The sequence below is a fragment of the Marivirga tractuosa genome (assembly GCF_042140215.1).
GTDB lineage: Bacteria > Bacteroidota > Bacteroidia > Cytophagales > Cyclobacteriaceae > Marivirga > Marivirga tractuosa_A.
This window is the reverse complement of the sequence record NZ_CP159478.1, coordinates 4,050,567-4,068,486: the sequence shown is the minus strand read 5'-3', so window position 1 is coordinate 4,068,486 and position 17,920 is coordinate 4,050,567. Positions and strand designations below refer to the sequence as shown.

The 17,920-nt window shown below is 34.4% G+C and carries 15 protein-coding genes and 2 pseudogenes; 8 read left to right on the top strand and 9 right to left on the bottom strand.

The features are described 5' to 3' along the window. Positions 1–3: 3 nt before the first annotated feature. From ABWH96_RS18170 to ABWH96_RS18160, 3 genes are read right to left on the bottom strand one after another with little or no spacing between them, the layout of a single operon-like run. Positions 4–306, bottom strand: coding sequence for a hypothetical protein (locus ABWH96_RS18170; protein WP_375578922.1), 303 nt, complete (start codon positions 304–306; stop codon positions 4–6). Beyond that, positions 260–544: a hypothetical protein gene (locus tag ABWH96_RS18165; RefSeq protein WP_375578921.1), complete on the bottom strand. Its 285-nt coding sequence runs from the start codon at positions 542–544 to the stop codon at positions 260–262. Before ABWH96_RS18165 ends, ABWH96_RS18170 begins: the two co-directional genes overlap by 47 nt. Further along, positions 520–1,113: a hypothetical protein gene (locus ABWH96_RS18160; protein ID WP_375578920.1), complete on the bottom strand. Its 594-nt coding sequence runs from the start codon at positions 1,111–1,113 to the stop codon at positions 520–522. The genes ABWH96_RS18165 and ABWH96_RS18160 overlap by 25 nt, the downstream gene beginning before the upstream one ends. A gap of 323 nt (positions 1,114–1,436) precedes the next feature. On the opposite strand from ABWH96_RS18160, the gene ABWH96_RS18155 reads away from it, so the two are divergent. The 3 genes from ABWH96_RS18155 (at position 1,437) to ABWH96_RS18145 (ending at position 4,910) form a co-directional block, all read left to right on the top strand. Then, positions 1,437–3,572 carry a prolyl oligopeptidase family protein gene (locus ABWH96_RS18155; protein ID WP_375578919.1) on the top strand — a complete coding sequence of 712 codons (2,136 nt, stop codon included), beginning with the start codon at positions 1,437–1,439 and terminating at the stop codon, positions 3,570–3,572. Positions 3,573–3,783: 211 nt separating this feature from the next. Beyond that, the gene (locus ABWH96_RS18150) at positions 3,784–4,356 is read left to right on the top strand and encodes a hypothetical protein (RefSeq protein WP_375578918.1); all 573 of its coding nucleotides are present in this window, start codon (positions 3,784–3,786) and stop codon (positions 4,354–4,356) included. Positions 4,357–4,457: 101 nt separating this feature from the next. Beyond that, the gene (locus ABWH96_RS18145) at positions 4,458–4,910 is read left to right on the top strand and encodes a KTSC domain-containing protein (protein WP_375578917.1); all 453 of its coding nucleotides are present in this window, start codon (positions 4,458–4,460) and stop codon (positions 4,908–4,910) included. 98 nt (positions 4,911–5,008) lie between these two features. On the opposite strand, the gene ABWH96_RS18140 is transcribed toward ABWH96_RS18145, so the two are convergent. Beyond that, complete coding sequence (locus ABWH96_RS18140) at positions 5,009–5,197, bottom strand: hypothetical protein (protein ID WP_375578916.1); 189 nt, start codon at positions 5,195–5,197, stop codon at positions 5,009–5,011. Between the two features lie 199 nt (positions 5,198–5,396). On the opposite strand from ABWH96_RS18140, the gene ABWH96_RS18135 reads away from it, so the two are divergent. From ABWH96_RS18135 to ABWH96_RS18115, 5 genes and pseudogenes are all read left to right on the top strand, one after another. Beyond that, on the top strand, positions 5,397–5,870 hold the full coding sequence (locus ABWH96_RS18135) for a GNAT family N-acetyltransferase (protein ID WP_375578915.1): 474 nt from the start codon (positions 5,397–5,399) through the stop codon (positions 5,868–5,870). A 55-nt stretch (positions 5,871–5,925) separates the two neighbouring features. Beyond that, the gene (locus tag ABWH96_RS18130; protein ID WP_375578914.1) at positions 5,926–6,684 is read left to right on the top strand and encodes a YdcF family protein; all 759 of its coding nucleotides are present in this window, start codon (positions 5,926–5,928) and stop codon (positions 6,682–6,684) included. Positions 6,685–6,825: 141 nt separating this feature from the next. Then, complete coding sequence (locus tag ABWH96_RS18125; RefSeq protein ID WP_375578913.1) at positions 6,826–7,512, top strand: alpha/beta fold hydrolase; 687 nt, start codon at positions 6,826–6,828, stop codon at positions 7,510–7,512. A gap of 128 nt (positions 7,513–7,640) precedes the next feature. Further along, positions 7,641–8,399: a hypothetical protein gene (locus tag ABWH96_RS18120; RefSeq protein ID WP_375578912.1), complete on the top strand. Its 759-nt coding sequence runs from the start codon at positions 7,641–7,643 to the stop codon at positions 8,397–8,399. A 134-nt stretch (positions 8,400–8,533) separates the two neighbouring features. Beyond that, positions 8,534–11,097, top strand: a pseudogene (locus tag ABWH96_RS18115) (phosphoenolpyruvate carboxylase). A 107-nt stretch (positions 11,098–11,204) separates the two neighbouring features. Here ABWH96_RS18115 and ABWH96_RS18110 read toward each other — a convergent pair. From ABWH96_RS18110 to ABWH96_RS18090, 5 genes and pseudogenes are all read right to left on the bottom strand, one after another. Continuing rightward, entirely contained in the window at positions 11,205–13,241 is a 2,037-nt protein-coding gene (locus tag ABWH96_RS18110) for a M16 family metallopeptidase (protein ID WP_375578911.1), read from the bottom strand. A 26-nt stretch (positions 13,242–13,267) separates the two neighbouring features. Next, positions 13,268–14,596, bottom strand: coding sequence for a M16 family metallopeptidase (locus ABWH96_RS18105; protein WP_375578910.1), 1,329 nt, complete (start codon positions 14,594–14,596; stop codon positions 13,268–13,270). A 217-nt stretch (positions 14,597–14,813) separates the two neighbouring features. After that, positions 14,814–16,444: pseudogene (gene pruA / locus ABWH96_RS18100) on the bottom strand (L-glutamate gamma-semialdehyde dehydrogenase). A gap of 268 nt (positions 16,445–16,712) precedes the next feature. After that, the gene (locus tag ABWH96_RS18095) at positions 16,713–17,474 is read right to left on the bottom strand and encodes a hypothetical protein (protein WP_375578909.1); all 762 of its coding nucleotides are present in this window, start codon (positions 17,472–17,474) and stop codon (positions 16,713–16,715) included. Further along, positions 17,437–17,892, bottom strand: a complete 456-nt coding sequence (locus ABWH96_RS18090) for a hypothetical protein (protein WP_375578908.1) — start codon at positions 17,890–17,892, stop codon at positions 17,437–17,439. Before ABWH96_RS18090 ends, ABWH96_RS18095 begins: the two co-directional genes overlap by 38 nt. Between the last annotated feature and the right edge of the window lie 28 nt (positions 17,893–17,920).

Below are 17,920 nucleotides of genomic sequence, written 5' to 3'. Positions count from 1 at the left end.
TTCTTACTCTTCAAACCAACTTACTACCCCAACCATGCTATCTGCCGTACCATAATAAAGTAGCCATGTTCCATTGAACAATACTAAACCTTCTAAAAAAGTTGTTCCATCTGCATATTGTCCTGATTTTTCAAAACTTTTTTCAGGTTTTATAAAAGGAGAGTTAGTGCGGTCAAGTAATTTCCACGGTTCATTGGCATCATAAAGTGCTTGACCACCTGTATAAACTCGATTGCCTAAATCCTTTATCCCTATAAGGTTAGAGTTTCCTGCATTGTAAATGACTACAATGCCATTTTCTGTCAATACTGGGGGAGTGACTTGCCTCTACCAACCACGAATCAAAATATCCAGGTCTAGGACTAAGAACAGGTGCAAGCTTGCCTTCATGAGTTTCAACTGGTTCCCAGTGAATTAAATCTTCCGAACTAGCAAGCCAAATATGTGGCACACCATAATACATCCAATACTCCCCATTGATTTTGGCGGCCACTAACTTTCCATCCTTAATCTCTGTGACTATAGCTCCCGACTTAGTCTCCACATTATGATATTTACTTTCCTTCCAGGTTTTAAAAATAGGCCGTGTTTTTTCCATGTTCTCAAATCTTTTGAGGTGGCAACTGCTAATCGTGGATATTCTCTATTCCACTGAGTATAAGTAAGAACATAGGTTCCTTCCGAGGTCTCTACTATTCTCGGATCCTCAGTACCACCAGTCCATTCAAATTGCTTTTGTTCGTCATTATCAGGATAAAAAATAGGGGATTCTTTTCTACTATATTTTTTACCATCTTCAGATACTGCCAATCCAATTCTTGATGTATGTCCGCCAATTTCTTGTTCACCTAGCTTTTCTTCAGCTCTGTAGAGTACATGAATTTTTCCGTCTTTTACAATTGCGGCTGGATTAAATGTAGCCATAGACTCCCATTTTACAGTTTTACCTGTCATTGGATCATCAAAAGTTGATTGATCAGTTGGTTCTATAATAGGTTTTTGATTTTCTGCTCTTTCAAATGGCCCAAGCATCCAAGGCTTTTCTTGACTTACAGCAGGAAAAGCTATAATAAAGCTGATGATTAGTAATAAAATTATTTTTCCGATTTTCATAATTTTAATTCTTTAGTTGTTCCATTTAGTATATCATTTATCCAAGCAAATTGTATATGTACTGCTTTGTTGCAATTTATTTACTAGTTTTTAGTTGCAGAAATGAGCTTAATAAAGGTAATTATAATAAACTGATTTATTTCGGAAATCAATATTAGATGCTGAAGACCTTTTCTAGGATGCTATGTTTTTAATAGTGGTACTCTCTCAGTGTAGAATTTAAATAAATTGTACCCACCATCCCCAACATCCACCGCTTTTATAAAACTGCTGATATTCTCCCGAAAAGCCCTTATTTTAGTTCAAATTTTAACTTTACAATCATGAAGAAAATATGGGCTTTTCCACTTGCATTGGCAATCTTTGCCTGCAATAGTGGTGAACAAAATCAGAAAATGGAGATTAAAGATTATCCTGAAACAGCTAAGGTGGATACAGTAGATAACTATTTTGGTATAGAAGTGCCGGATCCGTATCGTTGGCTGGAAGATGACCGATCGGAACAAACAGCAGAATGGGTAAAAGCACAAAATGAGGTGACTTTCGGCTATTTAAATAATATTCCTTTCCGAGATAAAATAGAAGCTAGGCTGACCGAGCTTTGGAATTACGCAAAGGAAAGTGCTCCAAGAAAGCATGGTGATTATTATTACACCTATAAAAATGATGGCTTACAAAATCAGTGGGTAGTATATCGTAAAAAAGGATTAGAGGGTGAGGAAAGCATATTCCTTGATCCTAATACTTTTTCGGATGATGCCACAACTTCCTTGGCAGGAACTTCCTTCACCAAAGATGGAAGTCTTTTGGCTTATTCAATTTCTGAAGGAGGTTCTGATTGGAGAAAGGTTATCGTAATGAATACGGAAGATAAATCTATTGTAGAAGATACCATTCAAAATGTGAAATTTAGTGGTGTATCGTGGAAAGGAAATGAAGGCTTTTTTTACAGCAGTTATGACAAACCAGAGGGAAGTGAACTTTCTGCTAAAACTCAGGAGCACAAATTATATTACCACAAACTCAATACTCCTCAATCTGAGGACGAGCTGATTTTTGGTGGAAGTGAAACGCCAAGAAGATACATTGGTGGTTATGTGAGCGATGATGAAAAGTTCTTATTTATTTCAGCCTCCGAAAGTACTAGTGGGAATGAATTGTATGTGAAAGATTTATCAGACTGGAGTAATCCAATTGTTCCAATAGCAGAAGGGTTTGATAGCGAGCATTCTGTATTGGACAATGATGGCAATAGATTATTAATTGAAACGAATTTAAATGCGCCCAATAAAAGATTGGTAGAAGTGGATGCCAATAATCCTTCTACCGAAAATTATAAGGATGTAATTCCGGAAACAGAAAATGTATTGAATGTTGGTACAGCAGGTGGTTATATTTTTGCTAATTATTTGGTGGATGTGAAAACTGAAATTCATCAATTTGATTATGATGGCAATAAAGTTCGTCAAGTAGAATTACCTGGAATTGGAACTGCTGGCGGTTTTGGTGCTGAAAAAGAAGATGAAAAATTATATTATAGCTTCACTTCTTTCACTTATCCTTCAGCTATTTTCGAATATGATATTGAAAAAGGGACTTCTGAACTGTATTGGAAGCCCGAAATAGATTTCAATCCTGAAGATTATGAAACAGAGCAAGTATTTTATGAAAGTAAGGATGGTACTAAAATCCCGATGTTTATTACCCATAAAAAAGGAATTGAATTAAATGGCAAAAACCCAACGGAGCTTTATGCTTATGGCGGATTTAATGTGAGTTTGCGTCCAAGCTTCAGTGTAGCCCGATTGGTTTGGTTAGAAAATGGCGGTATCTACGCTCAGCCAAACCTAAGAGGAGGTGGAGAATATGGAGAAAAATGGCATAAAGCGGGTACAAAAATGCAAAAGCAAAATGTATTTGATGACTTTATTGCAGCAGCAGAATATCTCATAGATAAAGGCTATACTAGTTCTGATAAGCTAGCCATTTCAGGTGGTTCTAATGGCGGATTACTGGTAGGGGCTACTATGACGCAGCGACCTGATTTGATGCAAGTAGCTTTCCCTGCTGTAGGGGTAATGGATATGTTAAGATATCATACCTTTACGGCTGGAGCAGGTTGGGCTTATGATTATGGAACTGCAGAGGATAGCAAAGAGATGTTTGAATATTTAAAAGGGTATTCTCCAGTTCATAATGTGAAAGAAGGTGTGAAATATCCGGCCACCATGGTCACCACAGCTGATCATGATGATAGGGTAGTGCCCGCTCATTCATTTAAATTTGCAGCAGAACTACAAGCCAAGCATGCCGGTGAAAGTCCGGTTTTGATTAGAATAGAAACCAATGCAGGTCATGGTGCAGGAAAGCCAACTGATAAAATTATTGATGGAATTGCAGATAAGTACGCTTTTGCTTGGTATAATATGAATTTACAACCTTTTAAAGAGGAAATGTAATTAGAGTCAAAACCTGAAAGGTTTATTTTAACCAACAGAAAACTATTCGAAGACCTTAGATTTATATCTAAGGTCTATTTTATGTTCTCAAACTTACTATCATTTTGCGATTGTTTTATTTCTGTAGATATTTAGCTCATATTATTTTTTGCTAAAACTAAAGAATCATTGCAGTTTTGCATTCGCCACCTAAATGTAAATCATATTATTTATGAAATCAGAAAAATATGCAGTCATCTGGAAGCATTTTGATCAGGAATCTGCACTTGGAAAGCGCTTGAATGCAAGTCAAGATTTTAGCCTACCTTATTTTCTTACTACTGAAGAGAAATCAAAATTCGATAAGAAAGAACAGCTTAGCCTGAATCCTTTTCATTTGGTGATGGGCTTGCTTGTAGGTTATTTTGACAAACCGCCCGAAACTGATACTACTTTTACGAAGAAAAAGGCAAAAACCATCATCGAAGATAATCTTGCTAGTTTTAAAACAGATTCTTTAGAAAACCTAATTCTTGATTTATCAAATTTTTTACGTGATAGTCATGGCCAAACCGTAAGTTTACAGTCCTTAATGGCAGGAATAGAGCTTATTCCTAAGAGTAGTGCTATAAAATACGATGCTTGTATTGATTTAATAAGTTGTATAGATGATGATGAATTACCAGATCGAATTGCAGCCGTTCAACAACTAAAATTATTGTTGAGTAAGATAGATCCTTCTACTCTGGATAAAACGCTTGTTGAAGATTATTTAAAGATGATTGAGATTGCCAATGATTACTAAAAGCGTCATTAAATGATTATCTAAAAATCTATATTTTGAATAAGAGGAAATAACGGAGGATTAATTGCTTACCTTTGCACTCCAATTGAGAAATTACCTATATGAAGCGTATTAACGAGTACAAAAAATTATTTAATGTAGAAGGCCCTATTGATCTTAAGACATTAAAATCAACTTATAGAAATTTAGTAAAAGAATGGCATCCTGATAAATTTCAAGCTAATGATCCAAAAGCAGAAGAAGCAGAAATTAAAAGTCAACAGATAATTGATGGCTATCATTTTCTAATCAGCATAGCTCCCGAAACTAAAGAAGCAAATCTGGCTGAATACACTAAAACCACCACTGAATCAAATATTCTGGATTTCAGACATAAAGGCTTATTGTTAGAGGTTACCTTTCTTGATGGAACCACCTATGAATACTTTGGGGTTAATAAAAATGTTTATTCTAAATTGCTGAATTCTGACAAGCCTTATCGTTTTGCCAAAAGAAATATCTTTAATAATTTCTTATACAGGAAATCTAAGAAGGCTATGGAAATGGCTGAATAATCAGAAAAAGCTTCAAAGGCTCTAGATTCCCCATCTCCAGTTTTTTTATTAAAGGATTTGTAATTTGTTTCAGATTAGAATCAGATTTTCTTCTCTAACTATTTTATTCTTTTTTCATGATCTGCATAGTTTTCAGCAGAAAAAGCCATAAACTCAGTTATGTCAGCTTCAAATTCTTTAAAAGCCTCTCCCAATCCTTTTACACCCTCATTTAAAAATGAGATTTTTGCATCCATCTGATTTAGGCTCTTATTTATCTTCTTTTGAAATTCTTCATGCGTGCTCATCAATAATATTTTTATATTAAAACGTCTTCTAAAGCATTTGAGTTCTACTTAATTAAAAATACTGAATTCTTTCTGGATATAATATTTTTTTGATATCCTATTTGAGATTTAAGACTTTTGTCAATTGTATATTGTCAACTGTCGATTTATTTTCAAATAATCTTTGCGCCTTAGCCACTTTGAGGTTAATTTTATTTTTATGAGCGTAACTATAAGAAGAGCAACCGAAAAAGATATCCCAAGAACTTTAGAGTTAATTCAAGAACTCGCAGTTTACGAACGTGAGCCTGATGCTGTAGTGGTAGATGAGGAGGAGCTGATTAAAGATGGATTTGGTGAAAATCCTGCCTATGGATTATTTGTAGCTGAAACTGAAAATGGAATTGTGGGCATTGCCTTATATTATTTCCGTTATTCCACTTGGAATGGTAAAGTTCTGTATTTGGAGGATTTAATCATAACAGAATCGGAAAGAGGAAATGGCTATGGTAGGAAATTATTAAACGCTATCCTTCAGGAAGCAGATGAACAAAATTGTAGGCTATGTACCTGGCAAGTATTGGACTGGAATGAACCTTCTATTGAATTTTATAAAAGTATAGGAGCAGATTTAGATGAAGGTTGGATCAATTGCACAGTCAAAAGAGATCAGTATAAAGGAATCTACCAGTAGATAATAATAACTTTTCCAAAGTTTAAAACCTTGGAAAAGTTAAGATCATTCAAATATGTTCTTCATCCTTTCTAAAACCATCAGCTTTTTATTGATGCCAGCTACTTTAATTGGATTAGTCTGGTTGACCTTTTTCATTTTCAGAAAATGGAGATATAGAAAGTATTTAGCCATTTTAGGTTTTGCATTATTTGTCATTTTCACAAATGATTTTTTAGCTAACTCCTTCCTAAAAGCTTGGCAAACAGAGCCTGCTAATCTTGAAAAAATCAAAAGCCAAAAGTTTAATTATGGGGTTCTATTGACTGGAATGACCAATACCCTAAAAGAGCCAAAAGATAGGGTTTATTTCAATCAAAATGCGGATAGGTTGTTACAAGCCATCATGCTGCATCAACAGGGGATTATTGATACTTTATATATTTCTGGAGGAGGGGCTACTGCTTTAAGAAAAGATTTGCAAGAAGCCAGAGTACTTTCAAACTATTTGGAATCTATTCAATTTCCAATGGATAAGGTCATCATAGAGGATCAATCTAGAAATACGGTTGAAAGCGCACGTTTTGCTTCGGATTATATTGGTTCACAAACTGAAATTTTATTGATCACAGGTGCTTCTCACATGCCAAGAGCCACAGGATGTTTTAATAAAGTTGGCTTTAATGTACAATCATATTCAACAGTGTTTCTTACTACTGATGAATTGATTAGCCCGTCCATGTTTCTTCCTTCTTACGAAGCTTTAATGAAGTGGCATATTTTGTTTAAAGAGTGGATGGGCTATAGTGCCTATTGGCTAGCAGGTTATTTGTAGTCTGAAGAGTTGTTATAAGTTTCTATATATTAATAGCACACCACAGAAATGTCTGAAATGGATACTCCTAAAGAACAATTGTAGGTTTGTTTAAAATGCAACAAGACTTATATTAGTATTTCAAATTGCAACAAAATACTTATGAAAAAGAATCTAATTCTTCTACATGGTGCTTTAGGTAGCTCAAAATCATTTGATGCGCTTATTCCATATTTATCAAAGGATTTTAATTTGATTGTGCCTGATTTCAGATGGCATGGAAATAGATCAGAAGCCGACTCTAGCTTTACCATGAATGATTTAGTAGAAGATTTAGAAGCTGTTTTTCAAAAGCATGAAATCCAATCTGCATATGTGTTTGGTTTTAGTATGGGAGGATATGCAGCACTCGCTTTAGCTCTTAGAAAACCTGAATACTTTGATGGCATTATGACTTTGGGCTCTAAGTTGGATTGGAATCCTAAGCAGGCAGAGCAGGAAAGTAAAATGCTGAATCCTGATAAAATCCAGGAAAAAGTACCTCTATTTGCACAGCACCTTAAAACTCTTCATGGGGAAAACTGGGTGAGTTTATGCAATCAAACAGCCGATATGATGCTGGAATTAGGTCGAAATCCTATTTTGAATACCAATAATATTTCAACTATTGATTTACCAGTTCGATTGGGATTGGGAGATAAAGATAATATGGTAAGCTTAGATGAAACAGTTGCTTTTCATAAAGCTTTATCCAATGGTCAATTACAAGTCTTTCCAAATTGTCAACATCCTATAGAAAAAGTTGATTCTGATTTTTTAACTCGTTCAATTATTGAATTTTGTAACTAATTAATATTATTATGAAATTGTATAACATCATAATTTTTAATTTACCTTAAAGGAGGTTGTTCAAAAATATTTATTTGGTTTCTTAGCAAGTTATCAATTTCAAAAGCTCAATAATTTTGTATAAGACTATGTCTAATCAAGAGAATATTTCCGGAATTCATAATTGGTGTGACAGGTGGTGTAAAAAATGCCCCTACATAGCCCGTTGTGCGGTGGGAGAGCGTGAGCTTGATATGTTGGAACAAGAGCAAAAAGGCATTAAACCTGATTTTTGGGAAGGCATTAAAGAGCAATTTACTAAATCCATAGAGTTGATCGATGAATTGGCCAAAGAAAAAGGAATTGATCTAAATGCCATACCCGATGAAGAATGGGATAAAATCAATCAAGAGAAAGAAGAGCAAAGGCTGGAAGGAGAAAACCACCCTATATCTAAATTATCAGGGCAATACCCAAAAGATTGCGAACGCATATTGGATTCGAAATTTATTCAAGAAAAGTATGAGGTTGAATTAAATAAATTTGATTTAGGGCTTGAAGATGAGGCTTATCAAAATCTAAATAAGTTTAAAGAAGCTATTGAAATTATCAGATGGTATATGTTCTTTATTCCTGCTAAATGTAACAGATTAATGATGGAAAATATGGATAAGGAATTTGAGGACACAGAATTTCCGCCTGAAGAGCGTAGTTATAATGGAACTGCAAAAATCACACTTATTTCAATTGAAAGGTCTATTGCTGCTTGGGGTCTATTGTTCAGGTTTTTTCCTGACCATCAGGATGAAATACTTCCTCTATTAGCATTGTTACAGAAGCTTCAAAAAATGATTCATACTGAATTTCCTGATGCAATGAAGTTTATTCGACCAGGTTTTGATGAGTAACATTTTAATGAGATTATATTTTTCTTTTAATCCTCTTATTCATAAAACATACCAGTTCTAATTGAGTATAATTAAGTATAAAGCGTAAATTACCTAAGGACTCCCTTCCTTTTTCACCTTAAAAATTAAATTATATGAAAAAATCGAACTATAAAGATGAAGTTGCAACTCGATATACAGCTTATAACAGTCTTTTTCTTGATTTACCCTATGACCATATTTACAGGACGGGTACTTTGCTGCCTATGCTAGAGCAATTAAGTACGCAAGGCTTTGAAAGTGGAAAAGATCCTGTAGAGATTATCAATCAATTTAAACAAGAGATTTTAGGTGATAAAGAGGAAAAGAAGCTTCATCAATTACTTTTTCAATTGATTCAATATGTTGAAAGACAAGTTTTACTTTTTGACTCTATAGAAGATGCTGCCTTTGAGAAAATATTTAATGTGAAAGGAAAAGGGTCGATAAAAGAATTGATTGGTAGGGTCAGGCACACCAATAAAATGGAAAATCTTAAGGAGAAGTTAAAGACCTTTTCTGTAAGAATTGTTTTAACAGCACACCCTACTCAGTTTTATCCTGGCAATGTATTGGCTATCAATACTGATTTGGAAGCGGCTATTAGAAAAGACGATTTGGCAGCTATAAACTCCCTGATGTTACAGTTAGGTAAAACCCCATTTATAAATAAAGAAAAACCGAGTCCTTATGATGAGGCAGTGAGTCTTTGTTGGTATTTGGAAAATGTATTTTACAAAAGTATTCCGGCAATTCTCTATGACTTAGTGGAGGAACTTGATGAGCCTTGGGAAGATTGGATTAACCCTGATTTATTAACTGTTGGATTTTGGCCTGGTGGCGATAGGGATGGCAATCCATTTGTAACGCATGATATTACTGTTAAAGTAGCCGACAGACTAAGAGAGACTATTTTAAAGTGCTACTATAGGGATTTACGTGCTATAAGAAGAAGGCTAACTTTTAAAGGAGTTGAAAATAAAATACTAGAAGCTGAACAGAAGGTGTATAATGCTTTATATGGGAATAAAATCAAAGGATTTAAGCATCCTGAGGAATTAATTGAAGTCTTAAAAGCAGCTCTTCATAACCTTAGAAATGATCACAACGGAATATTTTCTGAACTTTTAGAAAAATTTATTTTGAAAGTAAGAGTATTCGGATTTCATTTTTCAATTATGGATATAAGGCAGGATAGCCGTAAACATGATGCTTTATGGGAGGATATTTTAAGGCATGAAGATGATAAAAGCATTATTGGCCAATATGAGAAAATGCAAGAGGAAGATAAAATTAATCATTTACTAAGTTTTAATAATCTTCCTACAGATATAAGTATTTATGATGATTTCCATCAAGAAATGTTGAAAAGCTTTGATGCATTAGAAGAGGTGAAGAAAAGAAATGGAAACAGGGCTTGTCACCGTTATATTATTAGTAATTGCCAATCAGCTTTGCATGTAATGGAAGTCTTCCAGTTAGCACGAATTAAATTAAGTGCTAATGCTTATAATTCATTGGATGTTGTTCCTTTATTTGAAACTATAGATGACTTGGCAAATGCATCAGGTATCATGAAGCAATTATATGAAATACCCGCCTATCGTGAGCATTTAAAAAGTAGAGGAGATAAGCAGACCATCATGGTAGGTTTTTCTGATGGAACAAAGGATGGTGGGTATTTGCGTGCTAATTGGTCAATTTTTCAGGCAAAAGAAGCCCTTACTGAAATTTCTAGAGAATATGGTATTAAGGTTATTTTCTTTGATGGTAGGGGTGAACTCCTGCCAGAGGTGGAGGTAATATGCATGATTTTTATGCGTCTTTAGGATCTAATATTGAGGATGAAGAAGTGCAAGTTACCATACAAGGACAAACAATCAGTTCAAATTATGGGAAAGTAGGTTCTTGCCGATACAATATGGAGCAATTGCTTTCAGCAGGATTAGAAAACCATTTGTTTGCTGAAGATAATAGAATGCTCAATGAGGAAGAGCGAGAGTTGTTAAATCACTTGGCGGAAATTGCCTATAAGCTTTACAAAGATTTTAAAGGACATGATAAATTTACCAGTTACTTAAGTAATGTAACGCCTTTAAAATATTTTGGAGATACCAACATCGGAAGTAGACCAACTAGTAGAGGGAAAAAAGGTGAACTTAAATTTGAAGACTTAAGAGCAATTCCTTTCGTAGGTGCCTGGGCACAAATGAAGCAGAATATTCCAGGATTTTACGGAGTTGGTACAGCACTTAGTACGCTTAAAAATAAAGGCAAGGAAAAGGATATCAAACAACTATATACTGATTCTCTATTTTTCAGAACGCTTTTAGGGAATTCCATGCAATCCATCGCTAAATCATTTTATCCAGCCACAGCTTATTTAGGAAGGGATAAAGATTATGGTGAATTTTGGCAATTGATGAAAAAGGAATTCGATCTAAGTAAAGAAGAATTGGATGAAATAAGTGGTAAAAAAGGAATTTTGCATGAAGCTCCAGTGTCACAGGCATCTATTGCCATAAGAGAGAAAATCGTATTGCCTTTAATTACCATACAACAATATGCCATTCAAAAATTAAGTGAAGGAGTTAAGAATGCTGAAGATGAGGAGATATTTAAAAAACTCATATTGAGAAGTATGTTTGGGATTGTAAATGCAGCCAGAAATGCAGCATAATAATTACAATTTTTCAATATTATAATAGGTAAGTATTGACTGAAAATTAAATTTCTAAAAAAAACCCGTAAGATTTGAGAGTCTTACGGGCTTTTAAAAGTTAATACTTAGTTAAAAGTATCTTCTTTAATTTCTACATTAATTTCAGCAGATTCCAAATCAGCATTCATTTGAAATCCTTGAGAAATAGCTCTTTTTTCAGGAATCATTATTCCATCTACTTCTTTATAACTTTTAATTTCCTCTGAACCTTGTGCTGAAGATGATTTCACCTTAAGTCCTGATTCAGCATCAAAGTAAGAAGTAGTAGTCTGTCCAGAAGGTAGCGTAACTGCCACTCCATAGGCTGGCTTTCCATTTATTTCTTCTACATTTTTAAGTTCAATGGTGACACCCATTTCTGCATAATGCAACTCAGGAAATATTTTCGCTCCAAATTTCAAGCCTTTTTTAGCTTCCTCTGGCAATGGAACTTCTTGTCCTTGAGATAATACTTTCACATCATCACCATTCACTAGGGTTTTGCTCATAACCATAGTCCCCATTGCCACTTCTTGCTTATAATTACTGTTATTTTTCACTTCAATAATACTAATGTTTTGGCCTTGAACGCTTGCGTTATAAACTGTTTTAATTGACTTAACAGCTTCAATTTTATCTTTGCCACCCAAAGCTTCAAAATAATTCTCCATCACTTTTTCTGCTGTCAAATCAGCTGGCATTGCACTTTTGTCATTTGGATCATATTCTTCACCTTTTCTATTGATGTATTTTACTTCACCAAATCGCTCTAGTTTCTCAGCTACATCTTCTCCTTTTCCAACCACCAATATATTAGCATTATTAGGCATGATATATTTTTGAGCGGCAGCTTTAACATCTTCTAAAGTAACCGCTTCTAAATTTTTCAAATAGTTTGCATAATAATCCTTAGGTAGGTTATATCGGGCAGTATTAATTGCGAAAGAAGCCACAGTTTGCGGACTCTCCAATGAACGGGCAAAGCTTCCTGAAATAGAAGCTTTAGCCGCATCTAGTTCATCTTGGGTTACACCTTCCTCATTGATTTTCATTAATTCAGCCATAAATTCATGCACAGCACTATCCGTCACTTCATTTCTAACGCTAGCACTTGCATTAAAGCTACCCACTAATTTGTCAGCGCTTAAAGAAGATCTTGCTCCATAAGTGAATGCATTATCTTCTCTTAAATTTTGCATTAACCTAGATGAAAATCCACCACCTAGAATTTGATTTAAAACTCTTGCGGTAATTACTTCTTCACTACCAATTGGTAGATTTACTGGATAAGTTACGTTAACAACTGATTGAACTGATGCTTCTCTATCTACTAAAGCAACATAAGTTTTCTCAGGAGGAGTTGGCATCTCATATTCAGCTGTTGGTACTTCTCCTTTTTCCCAATCAGAAAAGTTCTTTTTGATCAATTTTTTAGCTTCTTTAGGAGTGATGTCCCCTACGATTGCCAAATAACCAATATTCGGTCTGAAATAACTGCTATAATAATTCTTAATTTCTTCTAAAGTGATGTTCTCTACTGATTCTTCGGTTTCAAACTCACCATAAGGATGCTCGTCTCCATATACCAATTTACCTCTTACATTAGATGCAATCGCATTCGGATCATCCTTAGAAGCAGCTAAAGCAGATAAGGTTTGCTTTTTCAGTTTATCTAATTCTTCCTCAGGAAAGGAAGGATTGAATAAAACATCCTTCATTAATTCAATTAATTTATCTTGATGTTTAGTTAATGAAGTGGCATACATTCCTGTTGAATATGTATTAATATTAGCTCCAATGAAATCAATATCTTCATCTAACTCAGCTTTAGTACGGTTTTCAGTTCCTTTCATCAACATCTGACCTGCCATGCTTACATAGCCAGCTTTATCTCCTTCTAAAACTGGATCACGATCGAATGTTAATGAAAAAGCCACTCTAGGCAATTTGTGATTTTCTACCACAAATACTTTCAATCCATTTTTTAAGGTGAAAGTAGTGGGTTCACCTATGTTTATTTCCTTTGCTGGACTTGGTTCCGGAGCTTTTGTTCTATCAACCTGTGCAAATGCAACACTTGCAGCTAGGGCGAAAATGAAACTTATATATATCTTTTTAATCATCTTTTTTCAATTATTAAGTGAAGGACTTATTGGTTTTGTTGAGATTTTGGTAAATAATATAATACCACTCTGTTTTCCTCAGTAAGATATTCGTTTGCTACTCGCTTAATATCTTCTCTAGTAACATCCATAAATCGATCGATCTCTTTATTAATTAAGTTAGCATCTCCATAATAAACATGGTAGTTAGCTAAGCTTTCAGCAATACCGGTCATTCTACTGTTTCCAGTTATAAAATCATTTTCCTTTTGGTTTCTGATTTTTTCAAACTCTCTTTCTGTAATTAGTTCTTCTTGTACCTTTTTGATTTCAGCGTCAATTCCTGCTTCTAGTTCCTTTAAATCGCCACCAACAGTAGGTATTCCAATTAACAAGTACAAGCCAGGATCTTCAGTAGAGAAAGGGAAGGAAGAGATTTGCAATGCTTTTTGCTGTTCATCAACTAGAGACTTGTACATTCTAGCTGATTGACCACCTGAAAGCACCGTGCTTAGCATTTCTAAAGCATAAGAATCTTTAGTGCCTTGCGCTGGTGTATGGTATGCTTGAAAAAGAGCAGGTAATTGAATATTGTCGTATATTGTGTCACGAACTTCCTCTTTCTGTTTCGGCTCTACTATATCCGGTCTTGGAATTTCTTTTCCTCCTCTAGGAATCGGACCAAAATAGTCTTTGATTAACTTTTTAGCTTCCTCGATTTCGATATCACCCGCTATAGATAATGTCGCATTTTCAGGAACGTAGAAAGTCTCATAGAACTCAACGAATTCGTCTAATGAAGCTTCGTTTAAATGCTCTAGTGAACCTATTGGAGTCCATTGGTAAGGATGTTCAGTATAAGCGCGTTTCATAATTTCAGGAATGAACGTTCCGTATGGCTGGTTGTCATATCGTTGTCTTTTCTCCTCCTTTACTACTTCTCGTTGAGTTTCAACTCCAATTTCTTGTATTTGAGCGTGCATCAACCTTTCAGATTCTAGCCACAAGCCCAATTTCAACTGGTTGGAAGGTAAAACTTCATAGTAGTATGTTCTGTCATTAGAGGTGTTAGCATTGTTCACACCACCCGCATTGGTGATATATTTATCAAATTCACCTCTTTCAATGTTTTTAGAACCTTCAAATAATAAATGCTCGAAGAAATGGGCAAAGCCAGTTCTTTCAGGATTTTCATTTTTTGATCCTACATGGTACATTACGGAAACGACCACAATTGGAGTAGTATTATCTTGATGCAAGATCACATGCATTCCATTATCTAAATCGAATTCTGTAAATTCGATCTCCTTTTTTTGTGCTATTGAGCCAAAAGACATCAATAAACACATAGACCCGATTATAAGTCTTTTCATCATAAGTTGATTGGTTTAATTTTAACTATTTTATAAATTTAATGCGAATATAATACAAATATTACATCTATTAGTAGAGCTAATATTAAATTTTTGAGATGGTTTTCGGAGAGGACAAGAGGGGATATTTTGGTATTAGAAAAAAGGAATGGAATTAAAAAAGCCTCCGAAATTACTTCCGAAGGCTTAGTCTTATATTTTAAATCTAATGTGTAGATTCTTATTCTCCCATGAATGGATACTTGTAATCAGTAGGCGTTACGAATGTTTCTTTTACCATTCTTGCCGAACACCATCTTAATAAATTCAATTTAGAACCTGCTTTGTCATTTGTTCCTGATTTTCTAGCACCTCCAAATGGATTTTGATTTACCACAGCTCCTGTTGGTTTATCATTTACATAGAAGTTACCTGCCGCCTGACTTAAGCGTTTGGTTGCTCTCTCAATAATGTAACGATCATTACTGAAGATAGCTCCAGTTAATGCATAAGGAGAAGTTTCATCCACTAGTGTTAAAGTTTCTTCGAAATTCTCAGCTTCATAAACATAAATGGTTACTACTGGTCCGAAGATTTCTTCCTGCATAGTTACATACTGAGGATCTTTAGTAACGATAACAGTAGGCTGAATGAAATATCCTTTAGAATCATCACATTCACCGCCTGCAATTACTTCAGCAACATTACTTTCTTTTGCTTGGTCGATATATCCTTTGATTTTATCATATGCCTTTCTATCAATTACTGCATTGAAGAAATTTTCAAAATCTTCTGGACCACCCATTTTGATATCTTTGATGTCTGCCACCAAGTTTTCTTTTACTTTATCCCAAATGTTATTGGCTATATAAACTCTTGAAGCAGCGGAACATTTTTGTCCTTGAAATTCAAAAGCACCTCTTGTGATGGCAGTAGCCACTTGCTTCGGATCTGCCGTTTTATGTGCTAAGATGAAATCTTTACCACCAGTTTCACCTACTATTCTTGGATATGATTTATATTTTTCAATGTTTTCGCCTATCATTTTCCATATATTTTGGAATACGCCAGTACTTCCTGTAAAGTGTATTCCTGCAAATTCAGGATGCTTGAAGATAATATCACCAGTGGTAGGTTCAGATCAACGAAAATTAAGTTGATAACTCCATCAGGTACACCAGCTTCTTTGAAAATTTCCATCACTACATTTGCAGCATAGATTTGAGAATAAGCTGGTTTCCAAACTACCGTATTTCCCATTAAAGCTGCACTTGAAGGTAAGTTACCAGCAATAGCGGTAAAGTTGAATGGAGTTAAGGCAAATACAAATCCTTCCAAAGGTCTGTATTCCATTCTATTCCAAACACCATCAGGAGAAAATGGCTGTTCTTCATAAATTTCGGTCATGTATTTTACATTGAACCTTAGGAAATCTGCTAATTCACAAGCAGAATCAATTTCCGCTTGATAGGCATTTTTAGACTGCCCTAACATGGTAGCAGCATTTATTTTATCTCTATAAGGACCTGCAATTAAATCAGCTGCTTTTAAGAAAACAGAAGCTCGTTGTTGCCAATGTAAATCAGCCCATTCTTGTTTTGCGGCTAATGCAGCTTTAATAGCTTGTTCTACATGACTACCATCACCTTCATGAAACTGTCCTAATTTATGTTGATGATCATGAGGAGGGTTTAAAGGAAGTGTTTTCCCTGTTCTAACCTCTTCAGCACCAATATACATCGGAACATCTACTTCCTGTGCTCTTAATTCTTTAAGCTTAGCTTGTAAAGATTCTCTTTCAGGAGTTCCTGGTGCATAACTATTTACCGGTTCGTTTTTCGGAATAGGTACCTTATAAATTGCTGTTGGCATAATCTGTAATAATTTTACGCTATGAAAAATAAAAATCTAAAATTAGGTAAATATTTCAGTTTGCCTTACCAAAAGCAATGAAATTTCACCTCTCTTCTCTGCTTACGATTTTAAAATATTTTGTTTGGAAAGTATGGCTTTTTCTAATGTAATAATTGCTATATAATTATAGGTTAATGTTTTGAATTCTACAGCTCAGAGATGAGCCTTATTTCATAAATAAGGAAGATTCATGAAAAGAGCCCAAGTTCAACAGAAGTGATGTTCATCAATCCTTTAGTAAATTATATAAGTAAAACCTTGCAAAATTTTCCTCTTCCTCAAAATTCTCTTTTCTTTGAAACCATATTCCATCTTTGGTTACTATAAACCCTTCTTTAGATACATTTTCTGGGAATTTAAGATTAGCCAATTGTTCATGGGTTTCTTTATGTAGGATTAAAATTTGAGAATAATATTTTTCTCTCAATTTCCTATAACCTAATTGGAAGTCATCAGGATATTCAACTTTGACCTCTTCCAATTCCTCTTCTGGAATACCAGGGCTGTAATTAATTAAGATATATTGATCTAAAGTTTCAATTTGTCTTATGGCGGAGATATCACCACGAAATGTCACACTACCCTTATTGAATTCATTTAAAGGAAATCCTTCAATGGGTAAATGCATTTTAACATTTAAATTTATTGCTGTATCAGGTGATAAGCTAAAATCTGAATTAAGAGTGTATTGGTATAGGATTGGCTCAGCTGCAAAAGCTTGATAGAATTTTTTGTTTTCAAGGTGTGCTACTGGATCGTAATCAGATGAATAATAAGCCTTACCTTTTCTAAAAATACTGCTATCAGGAATATGGCCTAAATTATAAGAAGTATCTTTCTTGATATTCACCAGTTCAATGCCTTTAAACCTTTCATAATATTCTTTTTCACCTGGATAGCTATCAAAATCCCTCAAGGTGTTAAATAACAAAAATTCTTCTCCATATGCTTCAATAAACTTTATATTTCGACCAATTAGTCCAGCCATAATTCCCGCATTGCTTGGCCGGACTTTTCTGTTTCCTGATTAATTTACCATTGAAATCAAAATAAAAGATTCCGTTCATTCCATATAAAACTATTTCTTCGGAATTTCTGATTCCTGGCAAACGGAATAAAAACCCAGGATTATCTGGCAGGTCTTCATTTTTAGAAAATCTACCTAAAATTTTCCCTTTTCTATCAATGGTAATGTATTCTTCAGATGCCCAGTCAAGAAATATTATTTTATCTCCATTTTTGCTGACATCCGAAAGTAATGGATCAGCGAGAATATTTAGACTGACAGAATCCTTGATTCCAAACGTTAAATTGTTTTCTTTTTTATTTTCTGTCTTTTTGGAGTTTTCACAGGCAGAAACAAGAAGCAGGAACATACATGTTCCTGCATATAGAAGTTGTTTCATTTTTTTATTTTATTATGATTTAATAGAA

What these genes read in the sequence shown, in the direction of transcription:
- ABWH96_RS18140 (WP_375578916.1), bottom strand. Translation starts at nt 5,197, where the DNA reads ATGAGCACGCATGAAGAATTTCAAAAGAAGATAAATAAGAGCCTAAAT.
- ABWH96_RS18125 (WP_375578913.1), top strand. Translation starts at nt 6,826, where the DNA reads ATGAAAAAGAATCTAATTCTTCTACATGGTGCTTTAGGTAGCTCAAAA.
- ABWH96_RS18105 (WP_375578910.1), bottom strand. Translation starts at nt 14,596, where the DNA reads ATGATGAAAAGACTTATAATCGGGTCTATGTGTTTATTGATGTCTTTT.
- ABWH96_RS18120 (WP_375578912.1), top strand. Translation starts at nt 7,641, where the DNA reads ATGTCTAATCAAGAGAATATTTCCGGAATTCATAATTGGTGTGACAGG.
- ABWH96_RS18090 (WP_375578908.1), bottom strand. Translation starts at nt 17,892, where the DNA reads ATGAAACAACTTCTATATGCAGGAACATGTATGTTCCTGCTTCTTGTT.
- ABWH96_RS18095 (WP_375578909.1), bottom strand. Translation starts at nt 17,474, where the DNA reads ATGGCTGGACTAATTGGTCGAAATATAAAGTTTATTGAAGCATATGGA.
- ABWH96_RS18155 (WP_375578919.1), top strand. Translation starts at nt 1,437, where the DNA reads ATGAAGAAAATATGGGCTTTTCCACTTGCATTGGCAATCTTTGCCTGC.
- ABWH96_RS18110 (WP_375578911.1), bottom strand. Translation starts at nt 13,241, where the DNA reads ATGATTAAAAAGATATATATAAGTTTCATTTTCGCCCTAGCTGCAAGT.
- ABWH96_RS18135 (WP_375578915.1), top strand. Translation starts at nt 5,397, where the DNA reads ATGAGCGTAACTATAAGAAGAGCAACCGAAAAAGATATCCCAAGAACT.
- ABWH96_RS18160 (WP_375578920.1), bottom strand. Translation starts at nt 1,113, where the DNA reads ATGAAAATCGGAAAAATAATTTTATTACTAATCATCAGCTTTATTATA.
- ABWH96_RS18130 (WP_375578914.1), top strand. Translation starts at nt 5,926, where the DNA reads ATGTTCTTCATCCTTTCTAAAACCATCAGCTTTTTATTGATGCCAGCT.
- ABWH96_RS18145 (WP_375578917.1), top strand. Translation starts at nt 4,458, where the DNA reads ATGAAGCGTATTAACGAGTACAAAAAATTATTTAATGTAGAAGGCCCT.
- ABWH96_RS18150 (WP_375578918.1), top strand. Translation starts at nt 3,784, where the DNA reads ATGAAATCAGAAAAATATGCAGTCATCTGGAAGCATTTTGATCAGGAA.